Origin of the sequence: Sphingobium sp. EM0848 (genome assembly GCF_013375555.1) — a bacterium.
Classification (GTDB): Bacteria; Pseudomonadota; Alphaproteobacteria; order Sphingomonadales; family Sphingomonadaceae; genus Sphingobium.
Genome location: NZ_JABXWB010000005.1, coordinates 1,830,658 through 1,851,464, shown reverse-complemented (window position 1 = coordinate 1,851,464; position 20,807 = coordinate 1,830,658). Strand labels below are relative to the sequence as shown.

16 protein-coding genes are annotated in these 20,807 nt (G+C 61.8%); 3 read left to right on the top strand and 13 right to left on the bottom strand.

The genetic code is table 11. The features are described from left to right. Positions 1–5 precede the first annotated feature (5 nt). A complete protein-coding gene (locus HUK73_RS26465; RefSeq protein ID WP_176594687.1) occupies positions 6–308 on the top strand; it encodes an EthD family reductase in 303 nt (100 codons plus the stop codon). A gap of 37 nt (positions 309–345) precedes the next feature. Here HUK73_RS26465 and HUK73_RS26460 read toward each other — a convergent pair whose 3' ends face one another. The 6 genes from HUK73_RS26460 to HUK73_RS26435 form a co-directional block, all read right to left on the bottom strand. Then, positions 346–1,794: an acyl-CoA reductase gene (locus HUK73_RS26460; protein WP_255326575.1), complete on the bottom strand. Its 1,449-nt coding sequence runs from the start codon at positions 1,792–1,794 to the stop codon at positions 346–348. Between the two features lie 151 nt (positions 1,795–1,945). Further along, complete coding sequence (locus HUK73_RS26455) at positions 1,946–3,373, bottom strand: hypothetical protein (protein WP_176594686.1); 1,428 nt, start codon at positions 3,371–3,373, stop codon at positions 1,946–1,948. 75 nt (positions 3,374–3,448) lie between these two features. Then, positions 3,449–5,629: a TonB-dependent receptor gene (locus HUK73_RS26450; RefSeq protein WP_176594685.1), complete on the bottom strand. Its 2,181-nt coding sequence runs from the start codon at positions 5,627–5,629 to the stop codon at positions 3,449–3,451. A 147-nt stretch (positions 5,630–5,776) separates the two neighbouring features. Further along, positions 5,777–7,897, bottom strand: coding sequence for a PQQ-dependent dehydrogenase, methanol/ethanol family (locus tag HUK73_RS26445; RefSeq protein ID WP_176594684.1), 2,121 nt, complete (start codon positions 7,895–7,897; stop codon positions 5,777–5,779). Next, on the bottom strand, positions 7,894–8,868 hold the full coding sequence (locus HUK73_RS26440; RefSeq protein ID WP_176594683.1) for an alpha/beta hydrolase: 975 nt from the start codon (positions 8,866–8,868) through the stop codon (positions 7,894–7,896). Before HUK73_RS26440 ends, HUK73_RS26445 begins: the two co-directional genes overlap by 4 nt. A gap of 28 nt (positions 8,869–8,896) precedes the next feature. Then, on the bottom strand, positions 8,897–9,289 hold the full coding sequence (locus tag HUK73_RS26435) for a nuclear transport factor 2 family protein (RefSeq protein WP_176594682.1): 393 nt from the start codon (positions 9,287–9,289) through the stop codon (positions 8,897–8,899). A 231-nt stretch (positions 9,290–9,520) separates the two neighbouring features. On the opposite strand from HUK73_RS26435, the gene HUK73_RS26430 reads away from it, so the two are divergent. Beyond that, a complete protein-coding gene (locus tag HUK73_RS26430) occupies positions 9,521–10,732 on the top strand; it encodes a cytochrome P450 (protein ID WP_176594681.1) in 1,212 nt (403 codons plus the stop codon). A 36-nt stretch (positions 10,733–10,768) separates the two neighbouring features. Here HUK73_RS26430 and HUK73_RS26425 read toward each other — a convergent pair whose 3' ends face one another. The 4 genes from HUK73_RS26425 to HUK73_RS26410 are packed head-to-tail and all read right to left on the bottom strand — an operon-like array spanning position 10,769 to position 14,943. Then, positions 10,769–11,560 carry a DUF2889 domain-containing protein gene (locus tag HUK73_RS26425; RefSeq protein WP_176594680.1) on the bottom strand — a complete coding sequence of 264 codons (792 nt, stop codon included), beginning with the start codon at positions 11,558–11,560 and terminating at the stop codon, positions 10,769–10,771. After that, the gene (locus tag HUK73_RS26420; RefSeq protein WP_176594679.1) at positions 11,557–13,017 is read right to left on the bottom strand and encodes a dihydrolipoamide acetyltransferase family protein; all 1,461 of its coding nucleotides are present in this window, start codon (positions 13,015–13,017) and stop codon (positions 11,557–11,559) included. The genes HUK73_RS26425 and HUK73_RS26420 overlap by 4 nt, the downstream gene beginning before the upstream one ends. Beyond that, positions 13,014–13,988, bottom strand: a complete 975-nt coding sequence (locus tag HUK73_RS26415) for an alpha-ketoacid dehydrogenase subunit beta (RefSeq protein WP_176594854.1) — start codon at positions 13,986–13,988, stop codon at positions 13,014–13,016. The genes HUK73_RS26420 and HUK73_RS26415 overlap by 4 nt, the downstream gene beginning before the upstream one ends. Before the next feature lie 4 nt (positions 13,989–13,992). Beyond that, positions 13,993–14,943 (bottom strand): thiamine pyrophosphate-dependent dehydrogenase E1 component subunit alpha, encoded by a 951-nt coding sequence (locus tag HUK73_RS26410; RefSeq protein WP_176594678.1) that lies wholly within the window; start codon positions 14,941–14,943, stop codon positions 13,993–13,995. Between the two features lie 177 nt (positions 14,944–15,120). Here HUK73_RS26410 and HUK73_RS26405 point away from each other — a divergent pair, with 177 nt between their 5' ends. After that, complete coding sequence (locus tag HUK73_RS26405; protein WP_176594677.1) at positions 15,121–17,616, top strand: TonB-dependent receptor; 2,496 nt, start codon at positions 15,121–15,123, stop codon at positions 17,614–17,616. 60 nt (positions 17,617–17,676) lie between these two features. On the opposite strand, the gene HUK73_RS26400 is transcribed toward HUK73_RS26405, so the two are convergent. Genes HUK73_RS26400 through HUK73_RS26390 form a run of 3 tightly spaced genes read right to left on the bottom strand, consistent with a single transcriptional unit; the run spans position 17,677 to position 20,746 of the window. Further along, a complete protein-coding gene (locus HUK73_RS26400; RefSeq protein ID WP_176594676.1) occupies positions 17,677–18,432 on the bottom strand; it encodes an SDR family NAD(P)-dependent oxidoreductase in 756 nt (251 codons plus the stop codon). Positions 18,433–18,446: 14 nt separating this feature from the next. Next, positions 18,447–19,673, bottom strand: coding sequence for an acyl-CoA dehydrogenase family protein (locus tag HUK73_RS26395; RefSeq protein ID WP_176594675.1), 1,227 nt, complete (start codon positions 19,671–19,673; stop codon positions 18,447–18,449). 23 nt (positions 19,674–19,696) lie between these two features. Then, complete coding sequence (locus HUK73_RS26390) at positions 19,697–20,746, bottom strand: phosphotransferase family protein (RefSeq protein ID WP_255326572.1); 1,050 nt, start codon at positions 20,744–20,746, stop codon at positions 19,697–19,699. Positions 20,747–20,807: the final 61 nt, after the last annotated feature.

Genomic DNA, 20,807 nt, shown 5'->3' with positions numbered 1-20,807 from the left:
CGACTATGCTGACGTTGCGCAACACCTATCCCGAGGGGGATCGCTTCGACGAACATTATTTCCTCAGCCGCCATATTCCGCTGGCGCAGGAGATATTGGGTTCGGATGTGCAAGCCGTGCGCGTGTTCCGGCCGGTGCAGATCGCTGGACAGGCTCCGGCGGCGCGCATGGTGGTGGAGTTCGACTTCCCCTCGCGCGAAGCGATGGATCGGGCTTTCGGCAGCCCGCGCATGGCGGAACTGGGCGGGGACGTGGCGAACTACAGCAGCGTGCGGGGCGTGATGACGGTGCTGGACGACGGTAAGTGATGGAGGAGCGCCCGCTTGCAGGCGGGCGCTTCACCGATCAATCGCGAATTTCGTTGATGATCCATTTCCCCATGCGGCGCACCGGCTCGATCCCGTCCTGCGCCGAGGCGAGTGTTGCTTCCACCGCATGGCCCAGCGTCACGAAGCGCTGCGCGCCATAAAGCGGCAGGACATTCAGCAATTCCGCCTTCAGGCTTTCGGGATAAACGCCGACCGTCTGGGTATAGGCATCCACCGCCGCCGTCACTTCGGCAATGGCGTCGATCGGCACCAGATTGGCGGTGCGGTCGCCAAGCCGGGTAGCGAAATCGACCGGATCGGGCATGTGCGACACGATGATCGCGCCTTCCTCCTCCGCGCCGCCGATGACGCTGTACCAGTCGTCGCTCAGGCGGATGGCGTCGACCTCGCCTTTCAGCTCCTGGTCGTAACGCTTGGGTTTGGTGCTGATCGCTTGCGGCAGATCGAGCATGGCCCGGTAGGTCGCCGCGCCGAAGCGCTTCAAGCGGTCAACGCCTTCCTCGTCGGTGCCGCTCTGGACATAGACGACGCGCGCATTGACGCAGCCCACCTGGTTCATCGCACCGATATCCGTGGCGAGCCGTTTGGCCGCATCCGCCATCCCTTCCTCGCTGGCAAAGGCTTGCGCGCCGATGATGCTCGCGCTGCGCTTGGGATCGAGCGAGACTAGTTCCAGCCCCGGCTGGATATAGCGGGTGACATGTTTGACCGAAGCGAAGCCGCCCCAGGCCATGATTTTTTCAACATTATGCGGCTGATAGAGCCGCTCCTCGAACGCCTCGTCGCCACCACGCCAATAGGCGACGGTGAGGTGCCGGGTAATCGGATGGTCAGGATCGAGGTCGATCATGGTCTGTGCGATGGCGGGCGCGGTGAAGGGATCGTTGGACGGCGTCTTGATGATCGCGTCGCTGCGTAGGATGGCGTTGCGGATGATGGTGAGCGCGGAGATCATCGGGCTGTTCCCGGCAATGATGTGCAGCGTCCGCGCCCCGAAGCAGCGCACGCCGAGGCGCAGGCCGTCCAGTTCCTCCTCCACCCAGCCTTCCAGATAGCGGATGCCGACCGTCTTTTCCGCCATTTCGCGGACATGGTTCCGCGCGAACATGGCGCTGAGCGCGGCATAGGAGGCATCGACGATCGGCGGCGTGGTTGGCGCGGTGAGATAGGAGAGGCGGCAGGCCTGTTGGAGATGGACGTTGCTGCGCATGTCGAGCCGCTTGCCCAGCGCCTCCAGATAGTCGAGAATATTCTCGAAGCTCAACGCATAGAGATCGGCCAGCCGACCCGGATCGCCCAAGGGGAGCTGGTCAGCGAAACGGCGCGCGTCGGGTGTGTGGAAGATCAGATCACCGCCCCGTCCGCCGACTTCGATCAGATGGTCGGTGACGATCCGGCCGCGCAGGATCAGCGGTGCGATGGGCATGGTTTTTGTCACGCCTTCCACTGTGCTTTCGATACCCATGACAATCTCCTCTATCCGTCATCCCCGCGAAGGCGGGGATCCATCTCCTGACCGTCGCGCTTGGTGCTTCTTATGGGAGATGGATTTGCTGCGCCGAACTGCGTTTCCCGCCTTCGCGGGGATGACGGTGCTATTTTGAATCTCGCTTCCTTCATTCAAAACTGTTGAGGAAGCTCATGGCGTCCTTATGCGCCCCTTCGGTCGCGGCGCAACTGATCTTGTCGTCGCCACCGCGCTTGGCGCCGAGGCGCTGGATGCCGTCCTCCGCCCAGACCGCCTTCGCGCCGCAGCCGCAGGGGTCATCCCAATGGATCGTCACTTCGTCACCCGTGATGAAGCCGCCCCAACGCGTCTCCGCGCCGAGGTCGAAAAAGGCGGCGCGGCCTGTCGTCACGCCCTCGCGCGGCAGCACCTTGCTGGTGTCGGGATCGAGGACGAAAGGCACCACCCAGGGCACGAAATGATAATGGCCTGCACCGCATTTGTTGTGCAGTCCCAACACTTCCGACATGCCGTAGCACATCTTGATCCGGTCGACGCCGACAAAGTCGCAGACCTGTTCCTTCCAGTCATCGGGCATGACCATGCCATCCTTGACGTCGCCGCCGGTCCCGATAACCGAGTCCGGCGAGAATATATTCTTCAACCCTTTCTCATGACCGATCTTCGTCACATTATAGAGTAGATTCTGCGCCCCCCAGAAGAAGATGCGCTTGCCCTTCAGCGTTTCGGCCAGTTCGGCAAAGAAGGCCATTAGATGCTCGGGCATCGCCGCCTGAATGGCTTCCAGTTCCGCCTTGCGCGCGAGCAGGGCGGGGGAAATCTTCAGCCGGTCGAGTTGCCCCTTGGCCTGCGCGGCGCGAATCTTGGCGCCCATATAGAGCAGATCGGAACTCATGCGGCCGGGATAGGCGGTGTGCAGCCGTTCCTCCGACCCGCAGATATGATTGACGTAGATTTCGCACATGCGGACATGGCCCGCGCCGCCATGACGGAAATAGGGATAGATGGCGTGGAACTCCTCCCCACTCTCTTGTGTTTCCGGTTCATCCCCAAAATTCTGGAGGAAGGTGACGCGCAATGCCGCACCGAACTTGTCCCATTCCTTCTTCGACACCGGCAGGAAGGACATGGTGCCCGACGTCCCCGACGAGTGCATGATCATCAGCGGACTTTCCCGGTCCATCGTTTCCATCCAGTCGTCGATCGACTGGCAATGCGACACGTCGATCCCGGTCAGGTCCATGCTCGTGAGCTTCGACAGGAACAGATTGATGTCCTTGAATCGCCTATTTTCCAGCAGCGATGGTGGATAACTCTTGTACATCACATGCTCAAAGAGCAGCGGCACGATGGAGTTGAGATCATCAATGTCCTCGATCCCCTGATTGTCGGCGAGCTTGCCCAGCATCGCGACCTTGCCACGCAACCCGGCCAATCGCTGACGGATGCCTTCCAGTTGCAGCGCTTCCAGCGGTGCGCGCTCGATTGACATCATGGCGGTATAATCATGGTCGAAGAAGGCGGCGGGATCATCGCACAGAGCCTTGGCCCGGTTTGCAAGGTCCATATCCGGCATCTCTCTCTCCTTCGCGGGGCGGTTCGGCAAAAAGTGAGCGCGGCACTGGGGGCACCGCGCTCTCAGGGAGGAACTTTACATCTTGGTGCTGAGCGTCACGCCCCAGGTCCGCGGCGGGGCCGGCGCGCGGAAGATGCCCGGCGTCGATTCCAGCACCTGCACGAAATAATAGCTGTTGGTGATGTTGCGCGCCCACAGCTTTATCCCGAAGCGCTCATTGGCTGAGGTCCAGCCGATGCTGGCATTGGCGGTGGCATAGGCCGGCAGTTTGAACAGGTTGGAGGGACCGACATACTGGTCGTCCACGAACTGCACGAAGCCGTCGAGTGTGATGTCGCCAGATCCGGTCGGAATGCGGTAGTTCATGCCGCCGGATGCCGACAGTTTGGGCGAGTAGATGGTGCGGTTGCCGGTCGCATCCTGATCGCGCACGGCAGTGACGCCCCCGGTTGGACGCGGAATGTAGAAAACTGCCGTCTTATAGTCGTCATAACGGCCGTCCAGATAACCCATGGCCGCATAGACGTTGAACCGGTCGGAAACCTTGACGTCCAGATCGACGTCGAGGCCCTTCATCGTGGCGGCGGCGGCATTGGCGACGACATTGCCGCCATCGGTGATGCGCGTGACCTGAATATCCTTGAACTTGTAGAGATAGGCAGCAGCATTGATGCGGACCCTGCCGCCCAGGAACTGCGTTTTCAGGCCCACTTCATAGGCATCGAGCTTTTCCGGCGAATAGCCGGGGAGGTTGGCTGCTGTGACCAGCGGGAAGCCGCCGCTCTTGAGGCCGCGATTATAGGAGATATAGCCCATGATATCGCGCGTGAAATGATGGTCGAGCGCGAGGCGCCAGGTCCAACCGCTGGAATCCTGCGTGTCGGGGCGGAAGGGTAGGACCGTCGGATTGGGATCGGGACCGATCAGAGTCGTCTTGCCCGAGGGCATTTTCTGCGTCTCGTCCGTGTAGCGGATGCCGGCGGTGAAAGTCGTGTCGGGCGTTATCTTGTAGCTTGCCTGCGCGAAGCCGGCGAGGGAATTGGTCCTTTGCTCGCGATAATAGCGTACCACACCGGCGGCGCCGGCTGCCGCACCGGCGATGGTGATCGGATCATATTTCGCGCTGCTGTGGAAATAATAGGCGCCGACCAGCCAGGTAAACGGCCCATCCGCCGCCGAGACCAATTGCAGTTCCTGCGAAAAATTGCGGAAGGGAATATCGAGCGTGGCATTGATCACCGTCGCGGGCGTGGCATCCTGATCCAGCCGGTAAAGCGTATCGACCCGGCGGTAGGAGGTAATCGATACCAGATCGGCGAAATCGCCCAGTTTTTGGTCTATGCGGCCATAGGCGAGATAGGATTTATAATTGAGAGAGTCCGGTGTATTCGCCTTGGTCTCATATTTTCCATAATTTGACAGCACGCCATCCAGTCCGCGATAACCGGGCATGACCTGATTATTCTGGCCACTGGTGTGACCGTCATCATACCAGAAGAAACCGGTGAACTTCGTGTTCTCCGACGCTTCGAACACGACCTTGCCCTGGATGGACAGGTCGTCGCGGAACATCGTGTCTTCCTTGCGAACGCTGTTGTAACCATAGCCCTTGCCCTGGTTACGGAAATCTACCGCCAAGCTGACGCCCAGCCGGTCGTCGAGCTTCGTTGAGGCATAAGCCGAAGCCGAGGTCGTATCGTAATTGCCGTAAGTCACGCTCGCTTGCAATGTCGGATCAGCGAGTGGATCACGGGTCACGATCTGGATCACGCCGCCGGTTGTATTGCGCCCGAACAATGTGCCTTGTGGGCCTTTCAATACTTCAACCCGTTCGATACTGCTCAATGGAACCTGTGCGGACCAGGTTGAAAATATGTAGACACCATCAACATAGGTCGCAACCGACTGCTCGGAATTGATCGAACTTCCGGTCGTGCCAACGCCGCGCAGGAAATATTGCACCGCACCGTTCTGTGGAATGCTGAGCGAAGGAACCTTGCCCGCAAGCGCGACGGAATCGGTCGCGCCCGATGCGGTGAGCGCTGCGTTGCTGAGAACGCTGACGGCGATGGGTACATTCTGCACCGATTCCGCGCGGCGCTGCGCTGTTACGATGATGTCGGCAATGGGCTGATCACCGGCCTGCTGAGCGGCGGCTTGAGCATGGGCGCCGACAGTCCAGGATGTGGCGATCATGGCCGGAAGTACATAGCAGGCGCCCTTGCACGCCCGACGGATTCTGCGTGTCGATTGCATATCCTTCTCCTCTCCCCCGACCGGCTTTTTGCCGGTCTTGTACGCATTGCCCTTGAATCGGACGTTTAAATGTACGCGTATATAGATGGCCATGATATGAGTGTATTGAGGATTAGTCAATCGGTCAGTTAATTCGGTTTTTCTTCGCTACTGACGGATCTGCGGTCCGGCACTCGGCGTCGCTTTTCCGGCGATTGCCGCACGGGTGGTCTGGCGGATATAGTGCTGGAGCGCCTCGATCTGTTGCGGCGACAGTTCGGAAAATTGCGGCATGCCGCGTTCTACCAACAGGCCATCATGCAGGATTTGGGTGAAGGCTTCGCGTGAAGTCGGCACGGTCGATTCGCGCAGGTCCGGCGCCATGCCACCAGCTTCCAGATTGAGGCCGTGGCAGTTGAAACAGTTAGCGGTGATGAACACGCCAAGACCTGCCTTCGCCTTGGCCGGATCGACCGTGAATCCGGGATCTGTAACGAATTGGCGGGGCTGCGACGGCTCAGGATCGGGCAGCGACGGTGCCTTGCCGTCCAGCGAGAAAGTCAGCACCCGGCGCCTCTGTGTGCGATAGTCCCATGGCGAGGCTTGCACGATGCCGCGATAACCCGCCAGCACGGTTACATATTGATGCCCATTCACGCTGTAGCTGATTGGCTGGGACGAAATGCCAGCCTGCGCGTTGAAGCTCCACAGTGTCTTGTCGTTGCGCGCGTCGTGCGCCTCGAACTTGCCTTCCGCGGTTCCGATGAACACCAGATTGCCCGCCGTGCTGGTGATGCCGCCGCCCCAGAGTGCAGGCAGGGGCGCCCGCCAGGCGGCCTTTTGCGTCAATGGGTTCCAGGCGAGGAGATAGCTCTTCGTTGGCGGCATGGGGCGGGGCGGCGGTTCCTGGCTAAGCCCTGTATTATAGCCCGTGCCGCGCAGGGGCTTCCAGTTCTTGAGATCGACGCCCTTATCCGAATACCACAGGCTATTTTCCTGCGCCGGGATGTAGACAAGGCCGGTCTGCGGGCTGAAAGACATGGGCTGGGCATTATGCGCGCCGGCGGAACTGGGCGACATCATGAAGCCCTGACCATTGGGAAAACGCGCTGCGGGATTTTCGATGGGGCGGCCGGTCTTGATGTCGATGCCCTTGGCCCAGTTCACGGGAACGATGTTCTTGGCTGAGATCAGCTTTCCGGTTTCGCGATCAATGACATAGAAGAAGCCATTTTTGGGCGCGTGCATCAGGACCGGACGATCCTTGCCGCCGATCTTTAACGTCGCCAATTCAATATCCATCGCGGCATTATAGTCCCAGGTCTCACCGGGATTGACCTGATAATGCCAGATATATTTGCCGGTATTCGCGTCCAGCGCGACAATGGAGCAGAGATAGAGATTGTCGCCGCCGGCGGGACTGCGGATTTTCTGGTTCCAGGGCGTACCATTGCCGGTGCCGATATAGAGCCGGTTATATTGCGGGTCATAGGCCATGGCGTTCCAGACGGTGCCGCCGCCGCCATATTTCCACCATTCGCCTGTCCATGTCTTGGCCGCGCGTTCAAGGGCGGGGTCCTCGAAACCCTTTTGGGGGTCGCCGGGCACGGTGTAGAAGCGCCAGAGTTTGCGGCCCGTGCTTGCGTCATAGGCGGTGACATAGCCGCGCACGAGGTCGAAATCCGCGCCGCCATGGCCGATCACGACCTTGCCGTTGAAAATCCACGGCGCGCCGGTGATGTAGCGGCCGTCGTCCGGAGCTTCTGTCGTGATGGCGGACCAGAGCAGCTTGCCACTATGCGCATCGACCGCGATCAACCGGCCGTCGAGCGTTCCGGCGTAGATCGCGCCATTCCAATAGGCGATGCCGCGACTGCCCCAGGCGGTGCGCATCTTCTTGCCCGCGCGCTTGGGTACTTCGGGATCATATTTCCACAGCAGCTTGCCTGTCGCAGCGTCGACGGCGTGGATGACGCTGTACCCTTGCGCGAAGTAGAGGGTGCCGTTCACCGCCACGGGGGAGGTATAGAGGCTGCCCGTCTCGTTCAGGTCCAGCGACCAGGCAAGCTTCAGTCCTTTGATGTTGTCGCTGTTGATTTCGCGCAGGGGGCTGTAATGATTGGCGCTGAAGGTCCGGCCGTAAAGTGGCCAGTCAGCACCATTCTCTTCCCGCGCGGCGGGGCCATTATCGATCTGGCCGTCGGACCGTCCGCAAGAGGTCAGGGTTCCTAACGCGGCAAGGCTGGCGAGCAGGATCGGCCATCCTTGTTTCGGCAGAAACCGGCTCATGCACGCGCTCCCAGCGCGCGTTTGAGTGCCGTGATGCGCGCATTTCGGAAATCATCACCGATGGCCGACCTGCCGTCATCGAAGGCGTCGAAACCATGATAGGCGCCGGGATAGACGATGAGTTGCGTCGGCACGCCCGCATACATCAGACGCATGGCATAGTCGACATTCTCCCGCATCAGCGGGTCGAGTGCGCCCACGCCGATGAAGGCGGGCGGTAAGCCTTCGAGAGAGGTCGCGCGGGCGGGGGCGGCATAGGGCGACACATCTTCGCCGCCGACCTCGTCGCCCAGCAACGTCTCCCAGCCAAAAGCATTGCCATTGTAGGTCCAGACATAGTCACCGGCAAAGGGATCGCGCGGAGCATCGCCTCTTCCGGTGCGGTCGTCCAGCATGGGATAATCGAGCAGTTGGAAGGCCAGCGAAACCTTCCCTTCATCCCTTGCCCGGAGCGTCAGCGCCGCCGCCAGCGCACCGCCCGCGCTCACACCCTCAACCGCAATGCGGGCTGGATCGATGCCGAGCGCCGCTGCCGAGCGGTGCAGCCAAAGCAGCGCAGCAGAACAATCGTCGATGGGGGCAGGATGGGGCGCTTCGGGCGCCTTGCGATAATCGACCGCCGCAACCACCGCCCCGGTTTCCGTTACCAACCGCCGACACCAGTCCTCGTAAAGGTCCGCTTTGCCCGAGAAGAAGCCGCCACCGTGGATGTAAAGGATGGCAGGACGCTGCGCACCGTCAGCCGCTGGCGCGGTCTTGTAGAGCAGCACCCGCACATCGGGATCGCCCGCCAAGCCGGCCACCATCACATCCTCTCGCGTGACGCCGTCACCCAGCGGCGGCACATAAGCGGCGCCAAAGGATTCCACCATCGCCCGCACATCGGCCAATGTGTCGTAGGAGAATGTCATCGCCGGAAAGCCGTCGACGGCGGGCAGCAATTCGGGGTCGACCAGATGTCTCGATCGCATGGGAAATCCTTTGCGTGGGAATGCGGATTCAGGCCGCGCCGGCGAGTGCGGGCCCAAGAACGGCATTCACATGTGCCGTGTCATTATATTCCCTCGCGACGGTGATCTTGCCATCGCGCAGCAGGAACAGCCAGTGATAGCGATTGGCATAGCGCGAGCCATTGCGCAGACGCCCTTCGGACCGTGCCTCGACGGCCACCCTATCGCCTTCCGCCGTGACGCCCTCGATGGTGAGGGTGATGCCCTGCACGTCGAAATGCTTGTCGATGAGGGCGGAAAGGGCAGCAAGCTGGCCCTGTATCTCGCCGCCGCCGGGAGTCCACCAGACCATGTCGGGCGTGCCGAACTGCCTGGCCGCCGCTTCCGGCCCATCCTCGTTCATAACCGCGAAAAAGCCCTGTACGATGCTCTTATTATCCATGGTCGCCCTCTCCCGGCTTGCAAGCGAGATTCGTGATCGATCGCGACGCAATTTAACCTAAGTGACATAGGCTGCAAGCTGTAACGGATGCGTCCCGCAAATTACTTAATCGCTGCATTATCATTGTCGATAACATGGAGCAGGCTTGCGCGTAAAAAACTAAGTGGATAAGGTAGAGCAGCAATGAAGGAGCGGATCGCTTAGGCGAGTCCGCCGTGGAGAGGCTGATCTATGAACGTCGCGACGAAGCTATCCGTACCCGATCATGTTCCCGCCGAACTGGTCCACGAATTCGACATTTATGAAGATGCCGGCATCCGCCGCGACCTGCATCGGCAATATTCGCGTATATTGGAGGAAGCGCCGGGCATTTTCTACACGCCCAACAATGGCGGTCACTGGATGGTAACACGTTACGACACGATCAGCGCTGTTGTCATGGACACCACCCATTTCTCCACCGAACATTCGCAAATTCCCAAAGTGCCCAATCCGCCGCGTTTCATTCCGCTGAACTATGATCCGCCGGAAAATATGCCCTACCGCAAACTGCTGATGCCTTTCTTCTCGCCCAAGGCGGTGAAGGCGATGGACGAGCAGATCGAATATCATGCCAACCGGATTGTCGATCAGGTGAAGGACAGGGGGCACTGCGAGTTTCTGAGCGAGGTTGCCGCGCCTTTCCCGGTCACGGTCTTCATGATCCTGATGGGCCTGCCGCTGGAGCGGTTTGACGACTTCCGCCACATGGTCGATGATTTCTTCAATGCGCAGGGCACCGATCGGCTGGAGGGCATCACCGCCGCCATGAACGCGGAGATCATGGCGATCATCAATGCGCGCCGTGCCGAACCGAAGGAAGATCTGGTCAGCTATCTCGTCAATGCGGAAATGGATGGCCGGCCGCTCACTGAATATGAGCTGCTTAACATCTGCTTCCTGCTGGTGCTGGGCGGGCTGGATACCGTTACCAACATGCTGACCTTCACCACCCATCGGCTGGCGCAGGAGCCGGAAATCCAGAAGCGCTTGATCGCTGACCCGTCGCTGGTCGACGCCGCAACCGAAGAAGGGCTGCGGCTGTTCGGCGTCGTTAATGTGCCGCGCGTGGTGAAGAAGGATGTCGACCTGCTGGGTGCGCCCTTCCGCGTAGGGGATATGGTGCTTTGCACGCTGCCGCTGGCGGGCTGGGACAACCAGAAGAATGACAATCCGGCGGTGTTCGACCTTGACCGCAAGGAACGGCATTTGCTGACCTTCTCGACCGGTGCGCATCTCTGTCTCGGCCACTTTCTGGCGCGCACTGAGCTGCGCAAGATGTATCGGGTGTGGATGGAGAAGATCGGCGAGTTCCGCCTGGCTCCCGATGCGCAGTTCCACTATCGCGGCGGTACGGTGATGGCGCTCGACCGGCTCGATCTGGTGTGGGACGTCAAGGGGTGAGGGAACTGTCCGGCGCTCCGATAAGGGCGCCGGATTTTATTGCGGCAACGGTTGCAGCGTCGCGTCGGTAAAGCCGGCCGACAGGTCGATGACAGTATTGATGGCCTGAACGCCCTCGCTTACCCGTTCAGGTTGATAGGCATAACAGGCGCCCAGCAGCTCGGGCATGGATGTGATTGGCAAGTCGGGGGACTGGTCGACGATCCAATGGCGCGCGGTCGACACCAGATAGGCGCGCTGGAGCAGGAAGGCCGCGTCCAGCTCTTCGCCTTGGAGATGCCTCGTTGCCCAGCTGGTGAAGCCTTTCATGATCGGGATCGGCGCTTTGGGATCGAACTCGATCACAGCGCCTTTCGACAGGCGCCAGCTTAGCAGAGGCCGTCCGTTCAGCAGCACCTCTGCAACTATCGGCAGATCGCTTTCGTCGGGGATGATGATGTCATAGATGCGGCCCGGTTCGTCGCGCAACGCCTCCTCCATCGCCAGCGCGGCGGCGTCGAACAAATGGGTGCAGTTGCGGAAGGGCCGCCCCTCTCCGAACAGCCCGGCGCGCGGCATCGCCAGCGGCAGGCCGACCAGTTCCTTGAGCGCGGTCGAAGCGTCGGGGCAATTGCTGTTGGGCGCGCGGATGGTCTGCCCTTCGGTCGCGGTCACATGGCAACTGTCATGATAGATGCGCGCCCACATGGCATGATTGGTGTCGTCGATGAGCGAGAGTACCGCACGCTCTTGCCTAATGAGGCGGATGCGGCGGCGATAAATGCCGCTGCCATAAGCGGGGTTGCGCGGGAAAGCGCTGGGGACGGGTGGGCCGCTCTGCCGGTTCATGCGTTGCGTCCGGTGGGTCGGATTTGGGCCTGCAAGATGGCGGGCGAGTAGCTGGCGATATCGGCCGCCTCGATTGCGTGGCGGATCAGAGCGGTCTGTGTCTCGCTTTCACAGAGTAAAGTGGCCGCCAGACCCTGCTCGACACGGATTTCGATGCCGCGCAGCTTGCGGGCGGTGGGGCCGATGCGCGGCAATTCTGCCGTCAGCGCTGCCAGGGCCGCCGCGATCGACAGCAGCCGCGCATCCTTCGCGCCGACCAGCAGGTTGCTGTCACCGAGGCGGAGCTTCACCCGCCCGTCGATGATGCGGGGCGTGAATGGCGCTTCCGTCGCGGACGTTTCGTCGGGTAGAACATCTGCCAGACTTTCCAGCCGCTGCTTCAACGCTTGCGAGAATTGCGCCGCGCGCAGACCATCGACCACGCGATGATCGTAGCAGATGCTGAGCGTCGTACGCGGTTGCAGCACGATCTCGCCATCAATACCGACCGCCTTGTCCTCGATGGCGCCGACGAACAGCAGGATCGGTTCACCAAGGTTCAGCACCGGCGTCCCAAAGGACACACCATAGCGGCCAAGATTGGAGAGGGTGAGGCTTGCCCGGCCCATATCCGCAGCGCCGATCCGCCCCTGTCGTCCCAGGTCGATCAAGCGGCGCGTTTCCGCTGCGACTTCTTCCAGTGACCGCCCGGCCGCGTTGCGCACCAGCGGCACGGACAGCCCGGCCTCGGTCGCGACCGCCAGGGCGACTGCTATGTCAGGCAGGGGATGGAGTGCGTCATCCTCATAGCTGGCGTTGATGTCGGGAAATTCGGCCACTGTCAGCGCAGCGGCGCGGATCAATATGTCGTTCAGCGAACAGGCCAGTTGTCCGGCGCGGATCGCCGCTTGCGCCGAAACCAGCGCGGAGGCGTCCGCCTCGATCATCTGTACGAAATGTGGTGCTTGCGTCCAGCTTTGGGTCAACCGCCGTGCTGCCGCTTTGCGCAAGGGGGTGAACGGGACAGTGTCGGGGCGCGCGCCATGGCGCTCTACATCGGCGGCGACGATCACCCCGTCAGGCCGCTGCGTGGTGACAAGGCTCAGGTCGAGGCCGGTCGCCTTGGCGATCTCGCGCGCCTTGGGGGAGGCGAGAACCCGCCCTGCTGTCGGCGTAGAGCGTGGCGCGGATGCTGCTGGCGGGGGAGGGGAGGCGACAACGGCAGGCGTCGCCTTCGACGCGCCGTCACCAATCACCCCCAGCAACTGCCCCACCGGCACTTCCGCGCCAATCACCGCCCGATGGCCCAAAACACCCGCAACTGACGCCTCGATTTCATAGGTCGCCTTGTCGGACTCGATCGAGGCGACCGGCTGCCCCGCCTGCACGTTGGCGCCATCCGCCGCCAGCCACTCGACCAGCACGCCGAACTCCATCGCCTGCCCGAACATGGGCATCATGATGTCGGTTCCGCTCACGCCGCCAGTTCCCGACAGGTGGCGCAGATATCCTCGACCGAGGGCAGCACCCGATCCACCAGCGGTTTGACCGATGCGACGGGCACATCGGGAATGGCCAGCCGCCGAAAAGGCCGGTCCAGATAGCCGAACGCCTGCTCCATCAGCATCGCGCCGATCTCCGCGCCGACGCCCAGACGGCGATAGCCTTCCTCGACCACCAGACAGGCGCCGGTCTTCCTGACGCTCTCGATCAACGTCTCGCTGTCGAAGGGTGAGAGGGTGCGCGGATCGAATATCTCGATCTCGATGCCTTCCGTCTCCAAAATCTCGGCGGCCTTGAGCGCCCGGCTCAGCATATATTGCCAGGCGACGACGGTGACATGCCGTCCTTCACGCCGGATGATGCCCTTGCCAAAGGGGAGGGTGACGTCGCCTTCGGGGATCGCGTCGCGCTTCTGGTAAAGGCGGCGATGCTCGAAGAACATCACCGGATTGTCGAGCCGGATCGCCTCCTTGAGCAGCGCCTTGGCGTCCGCGGCTGTCGAGGGCACAGCGCAGAGCAGGCCCGGCGAATGCATGATATAGGCTTCGGGACAGGTCGAATGTTCCGGCCCCGCGCCGGTCGCACCCGAGGGCAGGCGCACCACCAGCGGCACCTTGAACGCGCCGCCATGCATGTAGCGCCACAGGCCCGCCTTGAAGAAAATCTCATCGCCCGCGACAAGGATGAAGTCGGCATATTGCAGTTCGACCACCGGCCGCAGCCCCATGATCGCCGCGCCCACACCCGCGCCCACCATCGCGCTTTCGGAAATGGGGGAGTCGAATACCCGCTCCGGCCCGAAGCGGTCCAGCAGGCCCTTGGTGATGTTGAAAATCCCGCCCCATGCCGCGACGTCGAGGCCATAGAGGATCACATCCTTGTCGCGGGCCATTTCCTCCGCCAGTGCTTCGTTGATCGCCTGCCCGTAGTTGATCGTCCGCATCATCGTCTCACGCATAAAGGTCGGCAAAGGCCTGGTCGGCATCGATCAGCGGGGCGGCCTTGACCGTCTCCACCGCCTGTTCGACCTGCGCCTCATAATCGGCGGTCATCGCATCGATCTCCGCCTCGCTCAGCAGGCCAAGGTCGATCACGCGCTGGCGCAGGGTCACAAGGGGGTCACGCTCCTTCACCGTCGCCGCGTCGGCGCGATAATCCTGCGGGTCGGCAGCATAATGACCGAGCAGCCGGATCGCCTTGATCTCGATAAGCGAGGGCCCCTCACCCGCCCGTGCGCGCCGGGCGGCGTCGCTGATCGCCGCCATCACCGCGTTGGGATCAGCGCCATCCACCACCTCGCCGGGGATGCCATAGCCCGCCGCGCGGTCCGCGATATTCTCGACCGCCGTGCTGACCGAGGTGGGCACGGAAACCGCCCAGCCATTATTCTCGCACACATAGATGCAGGGCAACTTCTGCACCGCCGCCCAGTTGAGCGCTTCGTGGAAAGTGCCCCGGTTCGATGCGCCGTCTCCGAAGAAATGGATCACCACCTGATCGGAGCGGCGGCGCTTCAACGCCATCCCCATGCCCACCGATAGGACGAGGCCGCCGCCCAGCGTGCCGCTTTCGCCATAGACGGCGTTGGGGACATCGACGACATGCATGATACCGCCCTTGCCATTATTGGTGCCGCCCGCGCGCCCGGCCATGTCGGCGATCATGGCCGAAAGGCTGGTGCCGCGCGCGACCATATAGCCGACGCCGCGATGCGAATAGAGCAGCGGATCATCGTCGTTGAGCGCGCTGAGTGCGGCGATCTGCGCCACTTCCTGCCCCGCGCCGGGGTGGAGCAGGGGCGGCAGGAATCCTTCTGCCGTCAGCTTGATGAGTCGCGCCTCGAACAGACGCGTCAGCAGTGCCTTCGCAAATATATGCTTGAGTTGGTCGTTCTGAATCAACGCACCTCTCCCTCTTTCCTGCTGTGCATTATCTAATCGGCTTAGGTCAAGCGCAAAGGCTCGCCTCCTTGCGGCAGAATATTAATCGGCCAATTGACTAATTGAATTAGATAATTAAACGGCGCGCTCATCCGGCCGGGGTCCCGGCGGATTCTATGATTCGGGAGAAATCATGATATGATGTTCAGGGAGATTGCTGGTCGTTCGCGGCGGGTGAAGCGGTTGGCGACGACGACCACGTTGACGCTGGCGGCTCAGAGCGCGGTCGGGGTAATGCTGGTTCACGCCTTTACCGCTGATGTTGCATTCGCGCAGGCGGCCGAACAGGCACCCGATCCCGACGCGATCGTCGTTACCGCCCGCCGCCGCGAGGAAAGCCTGCAGAACGCTCCGGTCGCGGTTGCGGCATTGACGGGCGCGAAGCTCAATCAATATGTGGTTGTCAACGTCAGCGATCTCGCAAAATTCGTGCCCGGCATGGTTGTCGGCAAGCAGGTGACGGGCTCGTCGGCGTCGATCTTCCTGCGCGGCGTTGGTTCCTCTTCGCTCAGTGCCGGTTTCGACCAGTCGGTGTCCTTCAATATCGACGGCATCGCGATGAGCCGTGGCCGGGAAATCGGCCTTGCCCAATATGACCTGCGCTCGGTCCAGGTGATGAAAGGTCCACAGGCGCTTTTCTTCGGCAAGAACGCAACCGGTGGCGTGATTGCGGTCGACAGCAATAATCCGGGCAACAAGTTCGAAGGCAGCCTGTCGGCCGGCTATGGCTTCCAGGGCAACGAAACCTATGTCGATGGCTATTTATCTGGTCCGTTGACCGACACGCTCGGCGCGCGTTTCGCTTTCCATGCCAATAATACAGAAGGCTATTTCAGGAACACGGCAGGCACAGCCGCCGACATGTTGCAGCAGGCGGCGGAGCCGAACAATGCCTTCGTGCGGGACCCTACCGATAGCCGCCGAGGCGCCAGCAAGTCTGCTGCGGGTCGTCTGACCCTGTTGTACAAGCCCAACGATGCGCTGACCATGAACCTCAAAATGTCGGGCAATTATTATACGGACAATGGCGCGTCCGACCTTTATGAACGCAAATGCGCTGCCGGCCGGACCATCCCTGCCGCGACCAGCGGGGCCGCCGCACCCTTCGCCGATTGTCAGATCGATGGCCGTAGCGATCATGCGCGTCTGCCGGTGGAGGTCGCACGAACGATGCGGTACACACGCGCCGACGGCAAGCCTTATACCAAGCTCGTTTCGGGCTCTTCGGTGTTGAATACCCAATATGAGACGGAACCCGTCGACATTACGTCCATCACCGCCTTTTACGGCTTCCGGCAGACGTCCGGCGATGACATGAACGGCCAGACCCGCGCAATCTGGAACTCGCAAAAATCCACGATGAAGCAATTCAGCGAAGAACTGCGCGCCGGCACGAAATTCGATGGTCCGGTGAATTTCACCGTGGGCGCATATTATGCTCATGTCGACTTCACCTATAATATCGACAGCTACACCAATGTTGCCCCGCTCGACCCAGTGACGCAGACCTATGCGACGCTTGGCCGCAATTCAGGATTCAAGGGGGAAACCTGGTCGGGTTTCTTCGAAGCGATCCTGACGCCCACGCCTGAACTCGAAATCTCGGGCGGCGCACGCTACAGCCATGAGAGCAAGAACAGCTACGAGCAGTTCCTGCCGGAAAACAGCCGCTATGCCAGCGTCTATTCGCAGAATCTGCTGGTAAACGACAAATATCGCGAAGCCAATCTGTCGCCGCAGGCAACGATCCGCTGGAAACCGAGCGACGCTGTCACGGCATATGCAGCCTATAAGGAAGGCTTCAAGGCAGGCGGCTATAATATCAGTCAGGTATTCCTTGCCAGCACGACGCTGGCTTCGGCACTTGCTAACGGCCGGTTCGGTGCGGAAACCGCGCGCGGTTTCGAAGGCGGCATTCGCACTACACTGTTGGGCCGCAGCCTGCACTTCAACGTCACGGCCTATCGATACAAATATGCCGACTTGCAGGTGCAGTTCTACAATCCGCAGACGTTGAGCCAGAGCGTCGCCAATGCCGGGGCGCTACGGGTGCAGGGCATCGAAAGCGATTTCACCTATCGCGTGCCGGGCGTGCGCGGCCTCGATTTCCATGGCTCGCTGGCCTATAATGACGCGGAATATCAGGGCTTTATCGGTCAGTGTTATGCCGGTCAGACGTTCAGCCTGGGCTGCAATCAACTGCGTAACGCGGCGGGCATTTATAATGGTCAGATTTTCAGCGGCCGCACCCCGCCCAAGGCACCCAAGCTCGGCGCGCAGTTCGGATCGACGCTCGAGGTGCCGGTTTCCGGAGATATCAGAGCGACCTTCACCGGCGATGTAACCTATTCGTCGAAATATAATTATACCGACACGCTGCGTCCCGATGCCGTACAGAATCGTTTTGCGCGGGTCGACGCGTCAGTCGCGGTCGGCAATGAGGCACAGGGCTGGCGCCTGTCGCTGATCGGCCGTAACCTGACCGACAAGCTGGTGGTGACGTCGGCCAACGACATGACCTTCACGGGCGGCACCGGAACTGGCTCCACCACAGCGCCGAGCGTGCTGGCAGATCTCAATGCCGTGGTCGAGCGAGGGCGCGAAATCTATCTGGAGGCGCGCTTCAAATTCTGACGGGTAGAATTTGAAACGACAATGGCCATCCGCTCATATGAGCGGATGGCCATTTTTTGTTCAGGCCGCGCCGCCATCGACACGGATGAGCGCGCCCGTGGTGAAGCTGGAGGCCGGGCTGGCGAGGTAGAGCGCGCTGGTCACGATCTCGCGCGGGTCGCCGTTGCGGCGCAGCGCATTGGCGGCCCCGGCGCGCATCTCCTCGGTCCAGGCAAGGGCAATGTCGGTCAGGAAAGGCCCGGCGCAGATCGCATTGACCCGCACTTTGGGCGCATATTCATGGGCGAGGCTGACCGTCATCGCGTTCAGCCCCGCCTTGGCCGCCGCATACGGCACGACGCGCGGCATCGGCGTCAGCGAGGCGATGGAGGAGATGTTGATGATCGCCCCGCCGTCGCCGTCCGCCATGCGCTTTCCGATCCGCGCGGCTAGGCGGAAGGGGCCTTTCAGGTTCAGATTGACCACGCTGTCGAACAGGGCTTCGCTTGTTTCGTCGCTAGGCTGCTCCGGCCCCATGCCGGCATTGTTGACCAATATGTCGACGCGGCCGAAATGGTCGTAAGCCTGCTCGATCAGCCGGTCGACATCGTCCCAGCGGCCGCAATGCGCGCCGATGGCCAGCGCCCGGCGGCCAAGCGACCGGACCTCGGCGGCGGCTTCCTCGCACGCCTCGACCTTGCGGCTGGCGATGATGAGGTCCGCGCCCCGCTCGGCAAAGGCGCGCACCATCTGACGGCCCAGCCCCCGGCTGCCGCCCGTCACCAGCACCACCTTGCCGGAAAAGTCGAACAGCGGATCGATCCCCGTTCCTTCCATGGCTGATCCTCCCTTCAGCGCACCGGCAGCGCGTTATATTCGGCGATCTTGAGCTTGCCCAATTGCGACATATGAACCTCATCCGGCCCATCGGCGATGCGCACGAAGCGGTTCGTGGCGAGCGCATAGGCGATCGGCGTATCGTCGCTCAGGCCCATCGCGCCATGCGCCTGAATCGCCCGGTCGCACACGGTCTGGGCCATTTGCGGGGCGACGACCTTGATCGCCGCGATCAGGTCGCGCGCCCCCTTGTTGCCGACCCGGTCCATCGCATCGGCCGCTTTCAGCGTCAGCAGCCGGGCCATTTCGACCTCGCAGAAGCTCTTGGCGATATCCTGCCTTATGCTGCTCTGTTCGGCTATCTTGCGGCTAAAGGCGATGCGGTTTTCCACCCGCCGCGCCATATATTCGAGCGCCCGCTGCGCCTGCCCGATCGAGCGCATGCAATGATGGATACGGCCCGGCCCAAGGCGCCCCTGCGCGATCTCGAAGCCGCGCCCTTCGCCCAATATGATGTTCGCTCGTGGCACGCGGACATTGTCGAACAGCAATTCCGTCTCACCGCCGGGCGAATGGGTGCGCCCCATCACCGTCATGGTCCGCACGATGCTGAGACCTGGCGTGTCGCGCGGCACGAGGATGGTCGAATGCTGCTGATGCCGGGGGGCGTCGGGCAGGGTGCGTCCCATCACCAGCAGCAGTTCGCAACGCGGGTGCATGACCCCTGAAATCCACCATTTGCGGCCGTTGATGACATAATCGTCGCCATCGGGCAGGATGGTGGTCGCAATATTGGTGGCATCGGACGACGCGACCGCAGGCTCGGTCATGGCATAGGCCGAGCGGATTTGCCCGTCCATCAGCGGTGTCAGCCACCGCTCCTGCTGTTCGGGCGTGCCGAAACGGGCAAGCACTTCCATATTGCCGGTGTCGGGCGCCGAGCAATTGAACACCTCCGGCGACCAGGGGACGCGGCCCATGATCTCGGCCAGCGGCGCATATTCCAGATTGCTGAGGCCGGGGCTGAGCGCGCCATAATCATGCGGCAGGAACAGGTTCCACAGGCCCTCGGCCCGCGCCTTCTGCTTCAATTCTTCCAGCCCAGGCCACTCCTGCCAGAGATGCGCCGGGTCGGCATGCCATTCATGCTCGGCCTTTTCGGCGGGATAGACATGCGCGTCCATGAACGCCTCCAGCCGGGCAGCCAGATCGCGCATTTTTTCAGTCGGCTCGAAATTCATGGGCTTCCTCTCTTCTGTTCGTTTTAAGCGATGATGCCGCGTGCCCGCTCCAGCAGGCCGACCGCGCCCTTGTGCAGCATGGCCGCTGTCTCCTGCTCGGCGAGGCCGGCGGAGGCGCGGGCGTTGCTGCCTTCCAAGATGATGGCGAGCTTGTAGCAGGCGAGGACCGTGTACCAGTCGATGGCCGACAGATCCCGCTCGCTGCCCGCGCGATAGCGCTCGACCAGTTCGGGCGCCTTGGGGAAGCCGACCCACGGCTGCACATCCAGGGTCGTGGTCGTCTCCATATCCGGCCCCGGCCAGGTCGCGAGCACCCAGCCCAGATCGAGCAGCGGATCGCCCACCGTCGTCAGTTCCCAGTCGATCACGGCGGCGACCTCCGGGCCGTCATGGGCGTACATCACATTCGCCATATGATAGTCGCCATGCAGGATGCCGGGCGCAAAACGGGCCGGGCGATGCGCCTCCAGCCATGACCCGATCCGGTCGACATAGGGCAGGCCGGAGGGGCCTTGCCAGTCGGGGAACTGCGCATAGCTGACCAATTGCCGCTGCCAGCGCGCCACCTGCCGGGCGAGGAAATCGTCGGGCTTGCCGAAGTCGATGAGACCCGCAGCGCGATAATCGACCTTGCCGAGCGCGACGATGGGATCGATCAGCGCGAGGCCCATTTGATGCTGCACGGCCGGATCATGGTGGGTTTCGGGCAGGCCCTGCGTCGCATTGAAGCCCTCGACTTCAGCCATCAGGTAGAAGGAGGCGCCCAGCACGGAAGGATCGTCGCACGCCGCGATCAGCCGGGGGTGAGGCACATCGCTGTCCGCCAGCGCGGCCAGCATCCGCGCTTCCCGCTGCATCGTCTTGTCGGCTTCGGGGCGCGGGTGCAGGGACGGACGGCGCATCACCATCATCCGGTCAGCATAACGGAAGCGCAGCAGAATGTTCTGCGTACCACCCGCTAGTGGCGTGACCTCCGCAATCGTGCCGGTTCCAAGACCCTGCGCTTCCATCCACGCCGCGAGTCGGTCACGGTCGAGCCAATCCCGCCATTGGGCCATCTCTAGCGTCGCCAATTCCTCGCCTCCCGATATAATCATTATTGGATTAATTGAAAATATCGCTACCTGCCAAGCC

What these genes read in the sequence shown, in the direction of transcription:
- HUK73_RS26465 (WP_176594687.1), top strand. Translation starts at nt 6, where the DNA reads ATGCTGACGTTGCGCAACACCTATCCCGAGGGGGATCGCTTCGACGAA.
- HUK73_RS26460 (WP_255326575.1), bottom strand. Translation starts at nt 1,794, where the DNA reads ATGGGTATCGAAAGCACAGTGGAAGGCGTGACAAAAACCATGCCCATC.
- HUK73_RS26455 (WP_176594686.1), bottom strand. Translation starts at nt 3,373, where the DNA reads ATGCCGGATATGGACCTTGCAAACCGGGCCAAGGCTCTGTGCGATGAT.
- HUK73_RS26450 (WP_176594685.1), bottom strand. Translation starts at nt 5,629, where the DNA reads ATGCAATCGACACGCAGAATCCGTCGGGCGTGCAAGGGCGCCTGCTAT.
- HUK73_RS26445 (WP_176594684.1), bottom strand. Translation starts at nt 7,897, where the DNA reads ATGAGCCGGTTTCTGCCGAAACAAGGATGGCCGATCCTGCTCGCCAGC.
- HUK73_RS26440 (WP_176594683.1), bottom strand. Translation starts at nt 8,868, where the DNA reads ATGCGATCGAGACATCTGGTCGACCCCGAATTGCTGCCCGCCGTCGAC.
- HUK73_RS26435 (WP_176594682.1), bottom strand. Translation starts at nt 9,289, where the DNA reads ATGGATAATAAGAGCATCGTACAGGGCTTTTTCGCGGTTATGAACGAG.
- HUK73_RS26430 (WP_176594681.1), top strand. Translation starts at nt 9,521, where the DNA reads ATGAACGTCGCGACGAAGCTATCCGTACCCGATCATGTTCCCGCCGAA.
- HUK73_RS26425 (WP_176594680.1), bottom strand. Translation starts at nt 11,560, where the DNA reads ATGAACCGGCAGAGCGGCCCACCCGTCCCCAGCGCTTTCCCGCGCAAC.
- HUK73_RS26415 (WP_176594854.1), bottom strand. Translation starts at nt 13,988, where the DNA reads ATGATGCGGACGATCAACTACGGGCAGGCGATCAACGAAGCACTGGCG.
- HUK73_RS26405 (WP_176594677.1), top strand. Translation starts at nt 15,121, where the DNA reads ATGATGTTCAGGGAGATTGCTGGTCGTTCGCGGCGGGTGAAGCGGTTG.
- HUK73_RS26400 (WP_176594676.1), bottom strand. Translation starts at nt 18,432, where the DNA reads ATGGAAGGAACGGGGATCGATCCGCTGTTCGACTTTTCCGGCAAGGTG.
- HUK73_RS26395 (WP_176594675.1), bottom strand. Translation starts at nt 19,673, where the DNA reads ATGAATTTCGAGCCGACTGAAAAAATGCGCGATCTGGCTGCCCGGCTG.